The sequence below is a fragment of the Pseudolabrys sp. FHR47 genome (assembly GCF_005153485.1).
Classification (GTDB): domain Bacteria; phylum Pseudomonadota; class Alphaproteobacteria; order Rhizobiales; family Xanthobacteraceae; genus Pseudolabrys.
The window spans coordinates 777,445-792,866 of record NZ_CP039740.1 but is presented as its reverse complement, the minus strand read 5'-3'; the positions used below and the strand labels follow the sequence as shown (position 1 = coordinate 792,866).

Below are 15,422 nucleotides of genomic sequence, written 5' to 3'. Positions count from 1 at the left end.
GAGACGATGCCATGACGAATTCGCGAGACACTAAGGCTCGGCGCCGCCACGCGATGCTGCGGCTGTTCGCCGCCGCCGCGCTGACCAGCGTGCTCGGGGCCTGCAACCAGACCCAGACGGCCAAGAACGATTACCCGTTCGACTATCGTGATCGCCACCCGATCACGGTGCGCGAAGGTTCACGGCAGGTCGACGTGTTTCTCGGCCGCAATCGAGGCGGCCTGACGCCGGCGCAGCGCGCCGACGTACTGGCCTTTGCCCAGTGGTGGAAGCGCGAAGCCAACAGCGGCATCGTCGTGCTGGTGCCGCGCGGCGGTCCGACCGATCGCGCAGCAGCCGATTCCATGCGCGAGATTCATTCGATTTTCGCGGCGTCCGGCGTGCCGGGCAAAGCCGTCTATGTCCGTCAATACCGCCCGGAGGCGGCGTCGCTGGCCTCGATCAAGATCGAGTACTCCAAGATGGTCGCCGAAGCCGGTCCGTGCGGTCAGTGGCCCGAAGATATCGGGCCGAGCATGGAGAAGGGCTACAATCAAAACCGGCCGTTCTGGAATTTCGGCTGCTCATCACAGCGCAATCTCGCCTCGATGGTCGACAACCCGGCCGATCTCGTGCAGCCGCGCGGCGAACAGCCGGCCTATGCGGCCCGCCGCTCGGTCGCGCTCGACAAGTATCGTAAAGGCGAGAATCCGAGCGGCAGCTATCAGAACTCCTCCAGCGGTTTCGACAGCGGCAAAATCAGCGACATCGGAAAATGATCAAGAACGCCAGTCTCCTTTCGACAGTCCAGGACGACGGCCAGCCGCCGGCGGCGGCATTGCCATCTGACGAACACATCGCGCCGGCGCCGCGCGTTTCTGTGCAAGCCTTCTGCGACACCGTCGAAACGGCGGCCGCCGTGCAGTCGGCCGGGGAAGACCGTCGTCTGGCCAAAGCGCATGTGAAGATACAGATGGGTGGCGCCGCGGCCGCGGTCGAAGCCTATCGGATGTCGCCGACACCGAACGTCATCATCATTGAAGCCGACGGCCGTGGCGACTCCATCTTGGCCCGCCTCGATCAGCTCGCCGAGGTGTGCGACGCCGGCACGCGCGTGATTGTCGTCGGCCGCATCAACGATGTGACGCTCTATCGCGAACTCACCCGCCGCGGTGTCAGCGATTACCTGATCGCGCCGGTCTCGACGCTGGACGTCGTCCGTTCCGTCTGCGGCCTGTTCCATTCTCCGGAAGCCAAACCCGTCGGCCGCATCATCGCCGTTGTCGGCGCCAAAGGCGGCGTCGGTGCCTCCACCGTGGCCCACAATATCGGCTGGGCGATCGCGCGCGACCTCAGCCTTGATAGCGTGGTCACCGACCTCGATCTTGCTTTCGGCACCGCCGGCCTCGATTACAACCAGGACCCCCCGCAGGGTATCGCCGATGCGGTGTTCTCACCGGACCGCATCGACACCGCTTTCGTCGACCGCCTGCTGTCGAAATGCACCGACCACCTCAGCCTGCTGGCAGCGCCGGCGACGCTCGATCGTGTCTATGATTTCGGCGCCGAAGCGTTCGACGCCATTCTCGACTCGATGCGCGCCTCGATCCCCTGCGTCGTCCTCGACGTACCGCACCTGTGGTCCGGCTGGACCCGCCGATTGCTGATCAGCGCCGACGAGATCCTCATCGTCGCCGGCCCCGATCTCGCCAATCTGCGCAATGCCAAGAACATGGTCGATCTGTTGCGCGCGGCGCGGCCGAACGACCATCCGCCGCACTACTGCCTGAATCAGATCGGCGTGCCGAAACGGCCGGAGATCGCGCCGGCCGATTTCGCCAAGGCGCTGGAAGATCAACCACTGACCGTGATTCCCTTCGAGCCGCAATTGTTCGGCACTGCCGCCAATAACGGCCAGATGATCGCGGAAGTCGCGGCCAATCACAAAACGGCTGACCTGTTCCGCCAGATGGCCCAGGTCCTGACCGGTCGCGCCGAAGCCAAGCGCGGCCGCCAAAGTCTGCTCGGCAAATTGCTCAAGCGCGCGGGCTAGTGCCTGCGCGGCTACCACAAGTCTGCTGGAAGTGTTTGGAGTAAGTCGACGTGTTCGGTAAGCGTGGCGCCACCGCCGAAATTCGCAGCCCTGCCCCGGCGATGCAGCCGGCGCCGGCGCAGCATGCGCCTGCCGCACCCACTCCCGCCGCGCCGGCGCCGGCGCCGCCCGTCGATACCGGCCGCACCCCGTTTCCATCAGAGGGGCTTGGCGCACCGCTGGTGCCGGCGCCAACGCCGGAACGTCGGCAGGCGGCCGTCAACATGCCGGCGATCGATTCCCGCCGCTCGGAGGCTTATTACACCACCAAGGGCACGATCTTCGGCGCGCTGATCGAAGCCATCGACCTCGCGCAGCTTGCCCGCCTCGACGCCGAATCCGCGCGCGAGGAAATCCGCGATATCGTCAACGAGATCATCTCGATCAAAAACATTGTGATGTCGATCTCCGAGCAGGAAGAGCTGCTCGACGACATCTGCAACGACGTACTCGGCTTCGGACCGCTCGAGCCCCTGCTTGCGCGCGACGATATCGCCGACATCATGGTGAACGGCTCCGGCACGGTCTACATCGAAGTCAAAGGCAAGATTCAGCGCACCGGCATCCGCTTCCGCGACAACCAGCAGCTCCTGAACATCTGTCAGCGTATCGTCAGCCAGGTCGGTCGCCGCGTCGACGAAGCTTCGCCGATCTGCGACGCGCGCTTGCCCGATGGCTCCCGCGTCAACGCCATCGTACCGCCGCTGGCGATCGACGGCCCCGCGCTGACAATTCGTAAGTTCAAGAAGGACAAGCTGACGCTCGATCAGCTCGTCAAGTTCGGGACCGTCACCGAACAGGGCGCGGAAATTCTGCGGATTCTTGGCCGCTGCCGGGTCAATACGCTGGTGTCCGGCGGCACCGGCTCCGGCAAGACAACGCTGCTCAACTGTCTGACGCAGTTCATCGACTCCGACGAGCGTATCATCACCTGCGAAGACGCCGCCGAACTTCAGTTACAGCAGCCGCACGTGGTGCGCCTGGAAACCCGTCCGCCGAACCTCGAGGGCGAAGGCCAGGTGACCATGCGCGACCTGGTCCGCAACTGTCTGCGTATGCGCCCGGAACGCATCATCGTCGGCGAAGTCCGCGGCTCGGAAGCCTTCGACCTGCTGCAGGCCATGAATACCGGCCATGACGGCTCGATGGGCACGCTGCACGCCAACAACCCGCGCGAAGCCCTGTCGCGACTTGAATCGATGATCACCATGGGCGGCTTCTCGCTGCCGTCGAGGACCATCCGCGAAATGATCGTCGCCTCCGTCGACGTCGTGGTCCAGGCCGCGCGCCTGCGCGACGGTTCACGTCGCATCACCCACATCACCGAAGTGATGGGCCTGGAAGGCGACGTCATCATCACACAGGATCTGTTCCTTTACGACATGGTCGGCGAAGACGCCGACGGCAACATTATCGGCCGCCACCGCTCGACCGGTATCGGCCGGCCGCGCTTCTGGGATCGCGCTCGCTATTACGGCGAGGAGAAGCGTCTCGCTCAGGCACTCGATGCCGCCGAGGACGCTAGCCAAGGGATGCGAGGCTGACCGTGCCGGAAATCAACGCGCTGGCCATCTCCTTCTTAGCCGCCGTCGCCATCGGCGGCGTTGCCTATGTCTTCCTCTATCCGATCCTGTCGGGCGAGAAGAAGGCCGAGCAGCGCGTCGCCAGCGTGGCGCGTGCCGAGCCCATCGCGCGCAAAACGCGCGGGCCGCAGAAGAGCCGGCGCGATACCATCGAGAATACGCTCAAGGAAGTCGAGGAACGCAACCGCAAGCATAAGTCGCCGCCGCTGGCTGTCCGCATCACGCAGGCGGGCCTGAGCTGGTCCAAGCAAACCTTCTTCATCGTCTCCGGCGGCATCGGTGTCGTCATGTTCCTTCTCGGCATGCTCGCCAATGCCGGACCGTTGCCAGCGGTCGGCCTTGGCTTCGCCGGCGCCTTCGGCATTCCGCGCTGGCTTCTGGGCTATCTGAAGAAGCGGCGCGAACAGAAGTTCCTCAACGGTTTCCCGGACGCCGTCGATGTCATCGTGCGCGGCGTCAAAGCCGGCCTGCCCCTGCTCGACTGCATCAGAATGATCACGATTGACGCGCCCGAGCCGGTGCGCTCGGAATTCCGCGCCATCCTCGAGACCCAGGCCATCGGTCTGCCGCTCGGTGAGGCCTGTGGCAAGCTGTACGAACGCATGCCTGTGCCGGAAGCGAATTTCTTCGGCATCGTCATCGCCATCCAGCAGAAGGCCGGCGGCAACCTGTCGGAAGCGCTGGGTAACCTGTCGCGTGTGCTGCGCGACCGCAAGAAGATGAAAGCCAAGATCCAGGCCATGTCGCAGGAGGCGAAGGCCTCTGCCGGCATCATCGGCGCATTGCCGCTCGCTGTGATGACTCTCGTCTGGATTACCAGCCCGTCCTACATCAATCTTCTTTTCACGGAACAGCTCGGCCACATCATGCTCGCCGCTTCGGCGGTGTGGATGGCGATGGGCGTTCTGGTGATGAAGAAGATGATCAATTTCGACTTCTGATGGTTGGACGATGCTCGATCTGATCGCCAGTGCGCTTAACGCCCAGTCCCTGATGGTGATCTTCGCCGCCATCGCCGCGATGGCGACGGTGCTGACCATTGCCATGCCGATCGTCTTCGCCGACCCGCTCGGCAAGCGCATGAAGGCGGTGGCCATCGAGCGCGAGAAGATTCGTGCCCGCGAACGCGAGCGTCTTGCCAAGGAGCATGAGAAGGTCTCGCTGCGGCAGTCGCCGAAGCAATATATCCAGCGGATCGTCGACGGCTTCAACCTCAACAAGTGGTTCGGCCAGGAAGAAGCCCGACTGAAGCTGGTGCAGGCCGGTTACCGCGGCCAGGCGCCTTACGTCACTTTCTTGTTCTTCCGCATGGTGACGCCGATCGCCGCCGCCCTGTTTACGGCTTTCTATCTGTTCGTCGTTACCCACTTCGATCAGCCGGCAACTGTCAAGCTCGGCCTCTGCATCGGCGCGGCCTATCTCGGCATGCACATGCCGCTGATGCTGCTCAAGAACAAGATTCAAAAGCGCCAAATCTCGATCAAGCGCGCCTTTCCCGACACGCTCGATCTTCTCCTGATCTGCGTCGAGTCCGGCATGTCGATCGAAGCGGCACTCAAGAAGGTCAGCGAGGAAATCGGCACCCAGTCGGTCCCGCTGGCCGAAGAACTGACGCTGACGACCGCGGAGCTGTCCTACCTGCCGGATCGCCGCCAGGCCTATGACAACCTGGCCAAGCGCACCGATCTCGAAGGCGTCAAGTCGGTCTGCATGGCGCTGACGCAGGCCGAGAAGTACGGCACGCCGCTCGCCAGCATGCTGCGCGTGATGGCGCAGGAGAACCGCGACATGCGCATGTCGGAAGCTGAGAAGAAGGCCGCCGGTCTGCCGCCCAAGCTCACCGTGCCGATGATCCTGTTCTTCCTGCCGGTGCTGTTCATCGTGATTCTCGGCCCGGCCGTCATCAAGGTGCTGGCGATCAACTAGACCGGGAAGAACAGCGGGGGGGCTAACCGCCGGCGTTCGGCGGTGGCACGTAAGGCCGGCCGCTCTTCTGCTGCTGCGACAGCACCTCACGCAGATTGGCGACATTGGCCGCGGCCTGGTCGGGCGGCAGACCTTCGCCTGCAATCCGCTCGGCTTCGGCGTACTTGCCGCGCAGGCCGAGGACCAGCGCGAGATTCTGCCGAACCTTCGGATCAGCACCGGGCTGCGCCAGCGCACGCCGCAGGGTGATCTCGGCGCGCTTTAGGTCCTTGGTGAGGACGTAGGACAGACCGAGATTCGACAGCACCGACGGTTCGTCCGGCACAATCTTGAGCGCAGCCGAATAGTGCCGCTGCGCCTCGGCATTACGGCCCATCTGATCGAGTACTGCGCCCTGGGCGTTGAGAATGCTCCAGTCCGGATTGTCGGGCGTATGCGCCCGGCTTAGCGCATCGAACGCCTGCTGATAGTTGCCGACCGCCGCCAGGGCCCGGCCATAGGCGCCGAGCAGCGCCATGTTGTTGGGATTACGGATGGCCGCCTGCTCCAGCACCGCGACGGCTTGGGCGCGCTGGTCGGTGGCGCGCAGCGCGCGGGCATAATTTATCGCCGCCTCGGCATTGGAGGGATCAGCCTTGTAGCGCTCGCTCCAGGTCTCCAGTGCATCGCGCCAGTCGCGTTCGGTGACCGGCTCGGCGCCGCGGCCGCCGATCGACCCGGTGATGTCATTTGTGGTCTTGCAGCCGCCGAGGCCGAGCGTCAGCGCGGCCGTCAGCACAGCCGCAGCCAAAAAACGAGCCCGGCGGGGAGGAGCGGCACGCAAGGAGAGGCGCATGGACATCCCGGCTGTGCAAAGGGAAGTTTCCGGCGGCATATCCGAGCAATAAAACGTTAACCCTAACGAGTGGTTAACTGCACGAATTCGGCTAGTCTCGCGTGGACTGCCACGACCGAAGAACCCTCAGAGAGACGACCAGACGATGCACCCTATCTTTGCGGCAACCAACGAGCGCAGCACACCAATCTGGTTCGTTCATTCCGGCAATGCCGAGGCGGTGCTGGCCGGCTTCGGCGAGCGCGAGCGCAATTTCGCCAAGGCCGCCGGCTTCGAAGCCAAGCCGAGCCGGCTGCTATTGATCCCGGCGCAGGACGGCAAGCTCGCCGGTATACTCTTCGGCCTCGAGCGGCCGGGCGATTCGATCGATACGTTCCGCCCCGGCGCGCTGGTTAACCTGCTGCCTGCGGGCACCTATCGCTTCGCCAACGCGCCCCACGACACGCGACTCGCGGCGCTGGCCTTCGCCACTGGTGCCTATCAGTTCACGCGCTATCGCAAGGCCGACGCCCGCAAGGTGAAGCTGGTCCTGCCCAAGGGTGTCGACGGCGACGAGGTCAGCCGCATTGCCGAGGGCGTGGCGCTGGCGCGCGACCTTATCAACACGCCGGCCAACGACCTTGGGCCAGAGGAGCTTGAGGCCGCCGCGCGCAAACTGGCGCAGGAGCACGGCGCCAAAATTCAAGTCACGAGCGGGGACAAACTCGCCAAGGAGTTCCCACTGATCCATGCCGTCGGCATGGGCTCGCCGCGGGCGCCGCGACTGATCGATATCAGCTGGGGCAAGGACAAGGACCCGAAGGTCACCTTGGTCGGCAAGGGCGTGTGCTTCGACACCGGCGGCCTCGACATCAAGCCGTCGAGCGGCATGCTCAACATGAAGAAGGATATGGGCGGCGCGGCGACCGTGCTCGGCCTCGCTCACATGATCATGGCCGGCAAGATGAAGCTGCGCCTGCGCGTCCTCATCCCGGCGGTCGAGAATTCGGTGTCGGGCAGGAGCTTCCGGCCGCGCGACATCTTCAACTCGCGCAAGGGCCTCACCGTCGAGATCGGCAACACCGATGCCGAAGGCCGCCTCATCCTCGCCGATGCCCTGACGCTGGCGAGCGAAGACAGACCGGCGCTGCTCGCCGATTTCGCCACGCTCACCGGCGCGGCGCGCGTTGCCCTCGGCACGCAGTTGCCGGCATTGTTCAGCAATGACGACAAGCTCGCCGCCGACATGGGCAAGGCCGGATTGGCCGAGAACGATCCGGTGTGGCGGCTGCCGCTATGGCAGCCTTACGAGGCACAGCTCGATTCCAAGGTATCGGACATCAACAACGTCGGCAGCGACGGCATGGCCGGCGCTATCACCGCGGCTTTGTTCCTGAAGAAGTTCGTCGACGTGCCGTCGTGGATGCATCTCGACATCTTCGCCTGGACGCCGTCGGCACGGCCCGGACGCCCCGAGGGCGCCGAACTGATGGCGGCACGGGCGCTCTATGCAGTGCTCGTTGAGCGTTATGGCTGAAATCCAACATCCGTTCGTTCCCGCGAAAGCGGGAACCCAATCACTTCTTCTGCCACTCGCTTAATCGCTCCTGGGTCCCCGCTTTCGCGGGGACGAACGGATAGGCAATGCTTGATCCTCGTTTGAACCCCTACCGCCGTGACATCGCTGCCGTGCATCTGCGCGGCCAGGTCGAAGCGGCGCACTTTGTCGAGGGTACGGTCTATGAAGTGGTCGAGCCCATCGCCGATCTGCGCCGCGCGCCAGCGCATGAGGCTGCGCTCGATACCCAGGCGCTGAAAGGCGAGCGCGTCACGGTGTACGAAACCAGCGAGGAAGGCTGGGCCTGGGGCCAGTTGGAGAGCGATGGCTATGTCGGTTATCTGTCGGCCAATGCGCTCGGACCGCTCGGCCCTGAGCCGACGCATCGCGTGAGCGTACCGCGCACTTTTGGCTTTCCCGCAGCCGACATCAAGCTGCCGCCGATGATCGCGCTACCGATGGGTGCCCGGCTCGCCGTGACCCACACGATCGACACCTTCGCCGTCGATAGCTACGGCTGGCATTATCCGCTCGGCCATATCGCGCCGGTCGACGCGACGCATGGCGATTTTGTCGCCATCGCCGAGATGTTCGCGAGCGTGCCCTATCTGTGGGGCGGGAAGTCGTCCCTCGGCATCGACTGCTCCGGCCTCGTGCAACTGTCGCTGCAGACCGCCGGCCAGACCAGCCCGCGCGATTCTTACATGCAGGAGCGGCTACTCGGCTCAGCCGTTACCCTCGCCGACCTGCGGCGCGGTGATCTCGTGTTCTGGAAGGGCCATGTCGCCATCGCCCGCGATGCGCAGACGCTGATCCACGCCAATGCGCATCACATGATGGTTGTGATCGAATCCGCCGCCGAAGCCATCTCCCGCATCAGCGCGGCGGGCAGCGAGATCACGTCGATCAGGCGGCTGTAAACTACCGCGGGCACATCACCGTGCCGCATTTCGCCACAGCGTTGACGGCCGCGGTCAATGCCTTCTTGCCGGGATAGCCGACGATGACGACGCCGCCGAGCACCAGCCCCGGCGTCGCCTGAATGCCGAGCGCATCGCCGACGCGCAGATGCTCCTTCATCACCGTGCCGAACGTATCCTCGTTGGCGATCTTGCGCAGCTCGACGCTTTCCAGACCCAGCGACTGTGCTGCCGCGAAAGCGCGCTTGTCGTCGACGGTACCGCGGCCCTGATAGACCGTGCGGTGAAACTTGTAGGCATTCTCCGAACTCGCCATGCGGTTCACCGCATATTCGACCCGCGCCGCCAGGATCGACGGAATACCGAGCACCGGGAATGGCACCAGAACCAGGCGAAGCATCGGATTGCTCTGCAGCAACTCGTCGATGTCGTCGGAGGCGCGGCGGCAATAAGGGCAATTCAGATCGTAGAATTCGTACAAGGTCACTTTGCCGGCCGGATTGCCGGCGACGACGATGTTCTTGAGATGCTCGATGCGGACAACGAGGTCCTGCGAGACGCTGTGGTTCGCGATAATGTTGCCGTCGTCGGCGATGATCGGAAATTGCGCGGCGTCGTCGGCCCACGCCATCGGCGGCGCGGCGAGCGCGAACAGCAAGGCAACGGTGAAGCCAAGGCGCGGCAGGTTCACGATCAATATCTCCTGGAACGATGCCATGCTCATGCCCGATCCGCGCCCTCAAGTCCGAATCAAGAAAGCGTGAGACGCTCTACGGCACCGGCGCGGGGACGGCCGCCGTTTCGATGCGGAACGCAGCGGCGAATAGCGCGCGGGTGTAATCGCTCTTCGGATTCTTGAACAATTCGGCGGCGGCGCCCTCTTCCACCATCTTGCCGTCGCGCATCACCAGCAGCCGCGAGGCAAGCGCCGCGACCACGCGCAGATCGTGCGAGATGAACATGTAGGTGAGGTCGCGCTTCTTCTGCAGGTCGCGCAACAGGTCGACCATCTGCGCCTGGATCAGCATATCGAGCGCCGACGTCGGCTCGTCGAGGACGATGAAGGTCGGCTCCAGCACCAGCGCACGGGCAATGGCGATGCGCTGGCGCTGGCCGCCGGAGAACTCGTGCGGATACCGGTGGCGCGTCGCCGGATCGAGACCGACGTCTTCCAGCGCAGCGACCACGCGGCGCTCGCGCTCCGCGTCGTCCATGCCCGCGTGATGCACCCACAGCCCTTCCTCGATGATGTCGGACACCGACATCCGTGGGCTGAGCGACCCGTAAGGGTCCTGGAACACGATCTGCATCTGGCGGCGGTGCGGCCGCATCTCCTTGAACCTCAGGCCCTGCAACTGCTCGCCCATGAAGACGATCGGCCCGTCCGACGAGATCAGGCGCAGAATGGCGAGGCCGAGCGTGGTCTTGCCGGACCCGCTCTCGCCGACGACGCCGAGCGTCTCGCCCTTGCGCAGTTCCACTGAAACGCCGTCCACCGCCTTGATGTGGCCGACCACCTTACGCAGCACGCCGCGCTTGATCGGGAACCACACCTTGAGGTCGTCGGTCTTAACCACCACCGGCGCATCCGGCTTCGGCGGCGCCGGATCGGGTTTCGGCTCGGCGGCGAGCAGCGCCTGGGTGTAAGGATGCTGCGGTCTGGTGAACACCTCCTCCACCGGCCCCTGCTCGACAATCTCGCCGCGCTGCATGACGCAGACCCGGTCGGCGAGCTTGCGCACGATGCCGAGGTCGTGGGTGATGAACAGCATCGACATGCCGAGCCGCGTCTGAATGTCCTTTAGCAGCTTCAATATTTGCGCCTGCACGGTGACGTCGAGCGCGGTGGTCGGCTCATCGGCGATCAGCAGGTCCGGCTCGTTCGCCAGCGCCATGGCGATCATGACGCGCTGGCGCTGCCCGCCGGACATCTGGTGCGGATAGCTCTCCAGGCGCCCCTCCGGGTCGGGAATGCCGACCTGGGTCAAAAGCTCGATGATGCGCGACCGCGCCGCCTGCCCGGTCAGGCCCTTGTGCAGGAGCAACACCTCGGCAATCTGCTTCTCGATGGTGTGCAGCGGATTGAGCGAAGTCATCGGCTCCTGGAAGATGATGGTGATGTCGTTGCCGCGGACTTTGCGGATCTCGTGCTCCGGCATCGCCAGCAGTTCCTGGCCCTTGAACGTGATCGTGCCCGAGGGATGGCGCGCCGACGGATAAGGCAGCAGCTTCATCACACTCAGCGCCGTGACCGACTTGCCCGAGCCCGACTCGCCGACCAACGCGACGGTCTCGCCCTTGCCGATCTCGAACGACACACCCTTGACCGCGTGCACTTCGTGCGTGCCGAGGCCGAAGGCGACTGACAGATTATCGACCTTGAGAAGAGGTTCGGTCATACGAAAGTCTTCCGCGGGTCGAAGGCGTCGCGCACCGCCTCGCCGATGAAGATCAACAGCGACAGCATGATGGCGATGGCGAAGAAGCCGGTGAGGCCGAGCCACGGCGCCTGGATATTGGCCTTGCCCTGACTGAGCAATTCGCCGAGCGATGGCGAGCCCGGCGGTAGGCCGAAGCCGAGGAAGTCGAGCGCGGTCAGCGTCATCACCGACGATGACAGGATGAACGGCAGGAAGGTCAGCGTCGCCACCATCGCGTTCGGCAGTAGATGACGGAAGATGATGGTCGCGCTGGTGACGCCGAGGGCGCGCGCCGCCTGGATATATTCGAAATTGCGGCCGCGCAGGAATTCGGCACGCACCAGACCCACCAGCCGCACCCACGAGAACAGCAGCAGTATGCCGAGCAGCACGAAGAAGCCCGGCACCAGCACCGACGAGATGATCAGCAGGAGATATAGTTCCGGAATCGAGGTCCAGATTTCGATGAAGCGCTGCGACAGAAGATCGGTCCAGCCGCCGAAATAACCCTGCACCGCGCCGGCGGCGATGCCGATGATCGACGAGGCAATGGTCAGGCACAGACCGAACAACACCGAGATGCGGAAGCCATAGATCAGGCGCGCCATCACGTCGCGGCCGCCGTCATCGGTGCCGAGCCAGTTGGTTTCCAGCGTGCCGCATGGCGCGAAGTTGTTTTTAACGGCGAATTCGCAGTCCTTCTGCGTCAGCGCCCAGGTCGGCTTCGACGGGAACGGCGACGGCGGTTTCGACACCTGGGTCGAATAGGAGAACCGGATCGGTGGCCAGACGACCACGCCGCCTTCCTTCTTGATGAGGTCCATCAGATAGTCGTCGCGATAGTCGGCCGCCGTGCCGAACAGCAACGGGTCCTTCTCCTTGGCGAAGGCCGTGTCCGGATAGGTGACGACCGCCGGAAAAAACGATTTGCCGTTGACATGAATGAAGATCGGCTTGTCGTTGGCGACGAACTCGGCGAACAGCGAGATCACGAACAGGATCATGAAGATCCACAGCGACCAGTAGCCGCGCCGGTTCTGCTTGAAGTTCTGCCAGCGCCGCCGGTTCAGCGGCGACACTTTGATCCAGGGCCGCGGCGCGGGCTCGGGCCCGGTCGGCGTCACGGTTGCGGCGTTAGCGGTGCGGGCGTCCACGGCTCAGACCTCCCGCGACTCGAAATCGATACGCGGATCGATCCACGTATAGGCGAGATCGGAGACCAGATTCACGACCACGCCGACCAGCGAGAAGATGTAGAGCGTGGCGAACACCACGGGATAGTCGCGGTTGAGCACGCTTTCGAAGCCGAGCAGACCGAGGCCATCGAGCGAGAAGATGGTCTCGATCAGCAGCGAACCGGCGAAGAAGGCGGACACGAAGGCCGACGGAAAGCCCGCCACCACGATCAACATCGCGTTACGAAACACATGGCCGTACAGCACCTGATTGCTGGAGCAGCCCTTGGCGCGGGCGGTGAGCACGTATTGCTTGCGGATTTCGTCGAGGAACGAGTTTTTGGTCAGCAGCGTCATGGTGGCGAAGGCCGACAGCGCCATGGCGATGATCGGCAGCGTCAGGTGCCAGAAATAGTCGATGATCTGCTGGTACCATGGCATCGCCCAGAAATTGTCGGACACCAGCCCGCGCAATGGGAACAAGTTGAAGAACGAGCCGCCCGCGAACAGGATGATGAGCAGGATCGCGAACAGGAAGCCTGGGATAGCGTAGCCGATGATAATGACGGTCGAGGTCCACATGTCAAAGCGCGAGCCGGCCTCGACCGCCTTCTTGATGCCGAGTGGAATCGAGATGAGATAAGTCAGCAGCGTCATCCAGATGCCGAGCGACATCGACACCGGTAGCTTCTCCTTGATCAGCTGCAGCACCGTGACGTCGCGGAAATAGCTCGAGCCGAAGTCGAAGCGGATGTAGTTCCACATCATGATCAGGAAGCGCTCGTGCGCCGGCTTGTCGAAGCCGAACTGCTGCTCCAGCTTCTTGATGAAGGCTGGGTCCATGCCCTGCGCGCCGCGATACTTGGAGGTGACGGCATCGACGCCGGAGCCGCCCTGGGCCATGCCGCGGCTGCCGAAATCGCCGCCGGCCGAGCCGGAGATGCGCGAGGTCGCGCTGGTATCGGAGCCCTGCAGCTTGGCGATGACCTGCTCGACCGGCCCGCCGGGCGCGAACTGCACCACAACGAACGACACCAGCATGATGCCGATCATGGTCGGAATCATGAACAGGATACGGCGGATGATATAGGCGGTCATAGGTTCCTGTTAGCGCAGTATGGCCGATCCGTCACGCACTCACCCCTTCTTCTCCGCCGCCCACCACGTCTCGGGAATGCCGCGGTCATAGCGCGGTTGCCGCGCCGGGCGGCCGAACACGTCCCAATAGGCGATGCGGTGCGACGCCAGATACCATTGCGGCACCCAGTACCGCCCCGCGCGTACGACGCGATCCAGTGCCTTGCAGGCCGCGACCATGTCCTCGCGTGTGGACGCGCCGACGATCTTCTCGACGAGCGTATCGACCGCCGGATCGGCGATGCCGGCCAGATTCTTCGATCCGTTGATCTTCGCGGCATTCGACACGAAATAGCTGCGCAGCGAATCCCCCGGCGTCGACGAGAAGCTCATGCGCTCGACCGTCAGGTCGAAGTCGAACGTATCGACACGGGCGCGGTATTGCACCGGATCGACGACGCGGAGACTCGCCTGAATGCCGAGCAGCTCGAGGTTCTTGATATACGCCAGGTGATGCGGGTTGAAACTCGGCTCTTCGCTGAGAAACTCGATGGTGAAGGGCTGGCCGTTCGGCAGCACGCGCTTGCCGTCCTTGATGACGACGCCGGCGTCGTTGAGCTTGCCGGCCGCGATGCGCAGCACGCGGCGGTCCTGGCCGGAGGCGTCGGACACCGGCGGCACATACGGCACCGCGTAAACCTCGTCCGGCACCTGGCCGCGGAACGGCTCGAGCAACTTCAGCTCGGCCTCGTCCGGCTGTCCCATCGCCATCATCGGCGAATTCTGGAACACCGAGTGCGTCCGCTTGTAGGCGTCGTACATGATGTTCTTGTTGGTGTATTCGAAGTCGAAGGCGTCGATCAGCGCCTCGCGCACGCGGCGATCCTTGAACTTGTCGCGCCGCGTATTGATGAACCAGCCCTGCGCACCGGACGGCGTATCGTCGGGGATGGTGTCGCGCTTGACCTTACCTTCCTTAATCGCCGGGAAATCGTAGCGCGTCGCCCAGAAGCGCGCGGTGAACTCCTCGCGGAACGAGTAGTTGCCGGCCGTGAAGCCAACCATCGCGACATCGCGGTCGCGGTAGTATTCGTAGCGTATGGTGTCGAAGTTATTCTGCCCGACTTCGACCGGCAACTTCGCTCCCCACCAATCCTTGACGCGCGCGTATTCGATCGAGCGCCCGGCGTCGATACGGCTGACCTTGTAGGGTCCGCTGCCGAGAGGAATGTCGAGCGTCGATTCGTCGAACGGCCGTTTGCTGTAATAGGCCCTGGAGAAGATCGGCAGGCCGGCGACGAACAGCGGCACTTCGCGTCCGCGGCCCGGCTTGAAACGGGCAACGACAACGCCGTCGCCATCGGCCTCGGCCTTGTCGAAGTCGTTGAGAAGTTGCGTGATGATCGGGTGGCCTTTTTCCTTGAGCGTGTTCAGCGACCAGACGACGTCATGCGCCGTCAGCGGCGAGCCGTCATGGAAGGTCAGGCCGTCGCGCAAGGTGAAGCGATAGGTCGCGCCGTTGTCGGAAATGCGCACGCTTTTTGCGGCGAGGCCATACATGGCATCCAGTTCGTCGCCGGCCTTCACCATCAAGGTAGCGAAGGTCCAGTCCATACCGTAGACGCCGTCGCCTTTCAAAATATAGGTGTTGAGCGAATTGAAGGTGAGGAACGAACCGTTAAAGGTCCGACGCGAGATGCATTCCGAAAAGGCGCCGCCCTTGGGCGCGTCCGGATTGACGTAAGGGAAGTGCTTGAAGCCCTCTGGCAGCGCCAGATCGCCGAAGGCCGACATGCCGTGTCGTTCGGTGTCGAGATTGATGGGCTGGGCTTGTGCGTAAGACGACCGCGGCATGTAAGCCGCAGCAAAGGCAGCGGT

Annotated in this window: 13 protein-coding genes; 7 read left to right on the top strand and 6 right to left on the bottom strand. The window is 63.8% G+C overall.

From position 1 onward, the window contains the following. Positions 1-11 precede the first annotated feature (11 nt). From E8Q40_RS03895 to E8Q40_RS03875, 5 genes are read left to right on the top strand one after another with little or no spacing between them, the layout of a single operon-like run. Positions 12-758, top strand: a complete 747-nt coding sequence (locus E8Q40_RS03895) for a CpaD family pilus assembly protein (RefSeq protein WP_205995671.1) — start codon at positions 12-14, stop codon at positions 756-758. Continuing rightward, entirely contained in the window at positions 755-2,032 is a 1,278-nt protein-coding gene (locus tag E8Q40_RS03890) for an AAA family ATPase (protein WP_137043151.1), read from the top strand. Before E8Q40_RS03895 ends, E8Q40_RS03890 begins: the two co-directional genes overlap by 4 nt. Before the next feature lie 50 nt (positions 2,033-2,082). Next, positions 2,083-3,615 (top strand): CpaF family protein, encoded by a 1,533-nt coding sequence (locus E8Q40_RS03885; protein WP_137043150.1) that lies wholly within the window; start codon positions 2,083-2,085, stop codon positions 3,613-3,615. A 2-nt stretch (positions 3,616-3,617) separates the two neighbouring features. After that, positions 3,618-4,595 carry a type II secretion system F family protein gene (locus E8Q40_RS03880; RefSeq protein WP_137043149.1) on the top strand — a complete coding sequence of 326 codons (978 nt, stop codon included), beginning with the start codon at positions 3,618-3,620 and terminating at the stop codon, positions 4,593-4,595. Between the two features lie 10 nt (positions 4,596-4,605). Next, the gene (locus E8Q40_RS03875) at positions 4,606-5,580 is read left to right on the top strand and encodes a type II secretion system F family protein (RefSeq protein WP_137043148.1); all 975 of its coding nucleotides are present in this window, start codon (positions 4,606-4,608) and stop codon (positions 5,578-5,580) included. A 22-nt stretch (positions 5,581-5,602) separates the two neighbouring features. Here E8Q40_RS03875 and E8Q40_RS03870 read toward each other — a convergent pair whose 3' ends face one another. Next, positions 5,603-6,370: a tetratricopeptide repeat protein gene (locus tag E8Q40_RS03870; RefSeq protein ID WP_246662993.1), complete on the bottom strand. Its 768-nt coding sequence runs from the start codon at positions 6,368-6,370 to the stop codon at positions 5,603-5,605. 190 nt (positions 6,371-6,560) lie between these two features. Between E8Q40_RS03870 and E8Q40_RS03865 the strand changes: the two genes are divergently transcribed. Beyond that, positions 6,561-7,931, top strand: coding sequence for a M17 family metallopeptidase (locus E8Q40_RS03865; RefSeq protein WP_137043146.1), 1,371 nt, complete (start codon positions 6,561-6,563; stop codon positions 7,929-7,931). Between the two features lie 107 nt (positions 7,932-8,038). Further along, positions 8,039-8,872 carry a C40 family peptidase gene (locus E8Q40_RS03860; RefSeq protein ID WP_137043145.1) on the top strand — a complete coding sequence of 278 codons (834 nt, stop codon included), beginning with the start codon at positions 8,039-8,041 and terminating at the stop codon, positions 8,870-8,872. Between the two features lies 1 nt (position 8,873). Here E8Q40_RS03860 and E8Q40_RS03855 read toward each other — a convergent pair whose 3' ends face one another. The 5 genes from E8Q40_RS03855 to E8Q40_RS03835 are packed head-to-tail and all read right to left on the bottom strand — an operon-like array spanning position 8,874 to position 15,398. Next, entirely contained in the window at positions 8,874-9,596 is a 723-nt protein-coding gene (locus tag E8Q40_RS03855; RefSeq protein WP_137043144.1) for a thioredoxin domain-containing protein, read from the bottom strand. A gap of 46 nt (positions 9,597-9,642) precedes the next feature. Then, entirely contained in the window at positions 9,643-11,271 is a 1,629-nt protein-coding gene (locus E8Q40_RS03850; protein ID WP_137043143.1) for an ABC transporter ATP-binding protein, read from the bottom strand. Beyond that, on the bottom strand, positions 11,268-12,416 hold the full coding sequence (locus E8Q40_RS03845) for an ABC transporter permease (protein WP_246663141.1): 1,149 nt from the start codon (positions 12,414-12,416) through the stop codon (positions 11,268-11,270). The genes E8Q40_RS03850 and E8Q40_RS03845 overlap by 4 nt, the downstream gene beginning before the upstream one ends. Positions 12,417-12,449: 33 nt before the next feature. Then, positions 12,450-13,565, bottom strand: coding sequence for a microcin C ABC transporter permease YejB (locus E8Q40_RS03840; protein ID WP_137043141.1), 1,116 nt, complete (start codon positions 13,563-13,565; stop codon positions 12,450-12,452). A 39-nt stretch (positions 13,566-13,604) separates the two neighbouring features. Further along, the gene (locus E8Q40_RS03835) at positions 13,605-15,398 is read right to left on the bottom strand and encodes an extracellular solute-binding protein (protein WP_246663140.1); all 1,794 of its coding nucleotides are present in this window, start codon (positions 15,396-15,398) and stop codon (positions 13,605-13,607) included. Positions 15,399-15,422: the final 24 nt, after the last annotated feature.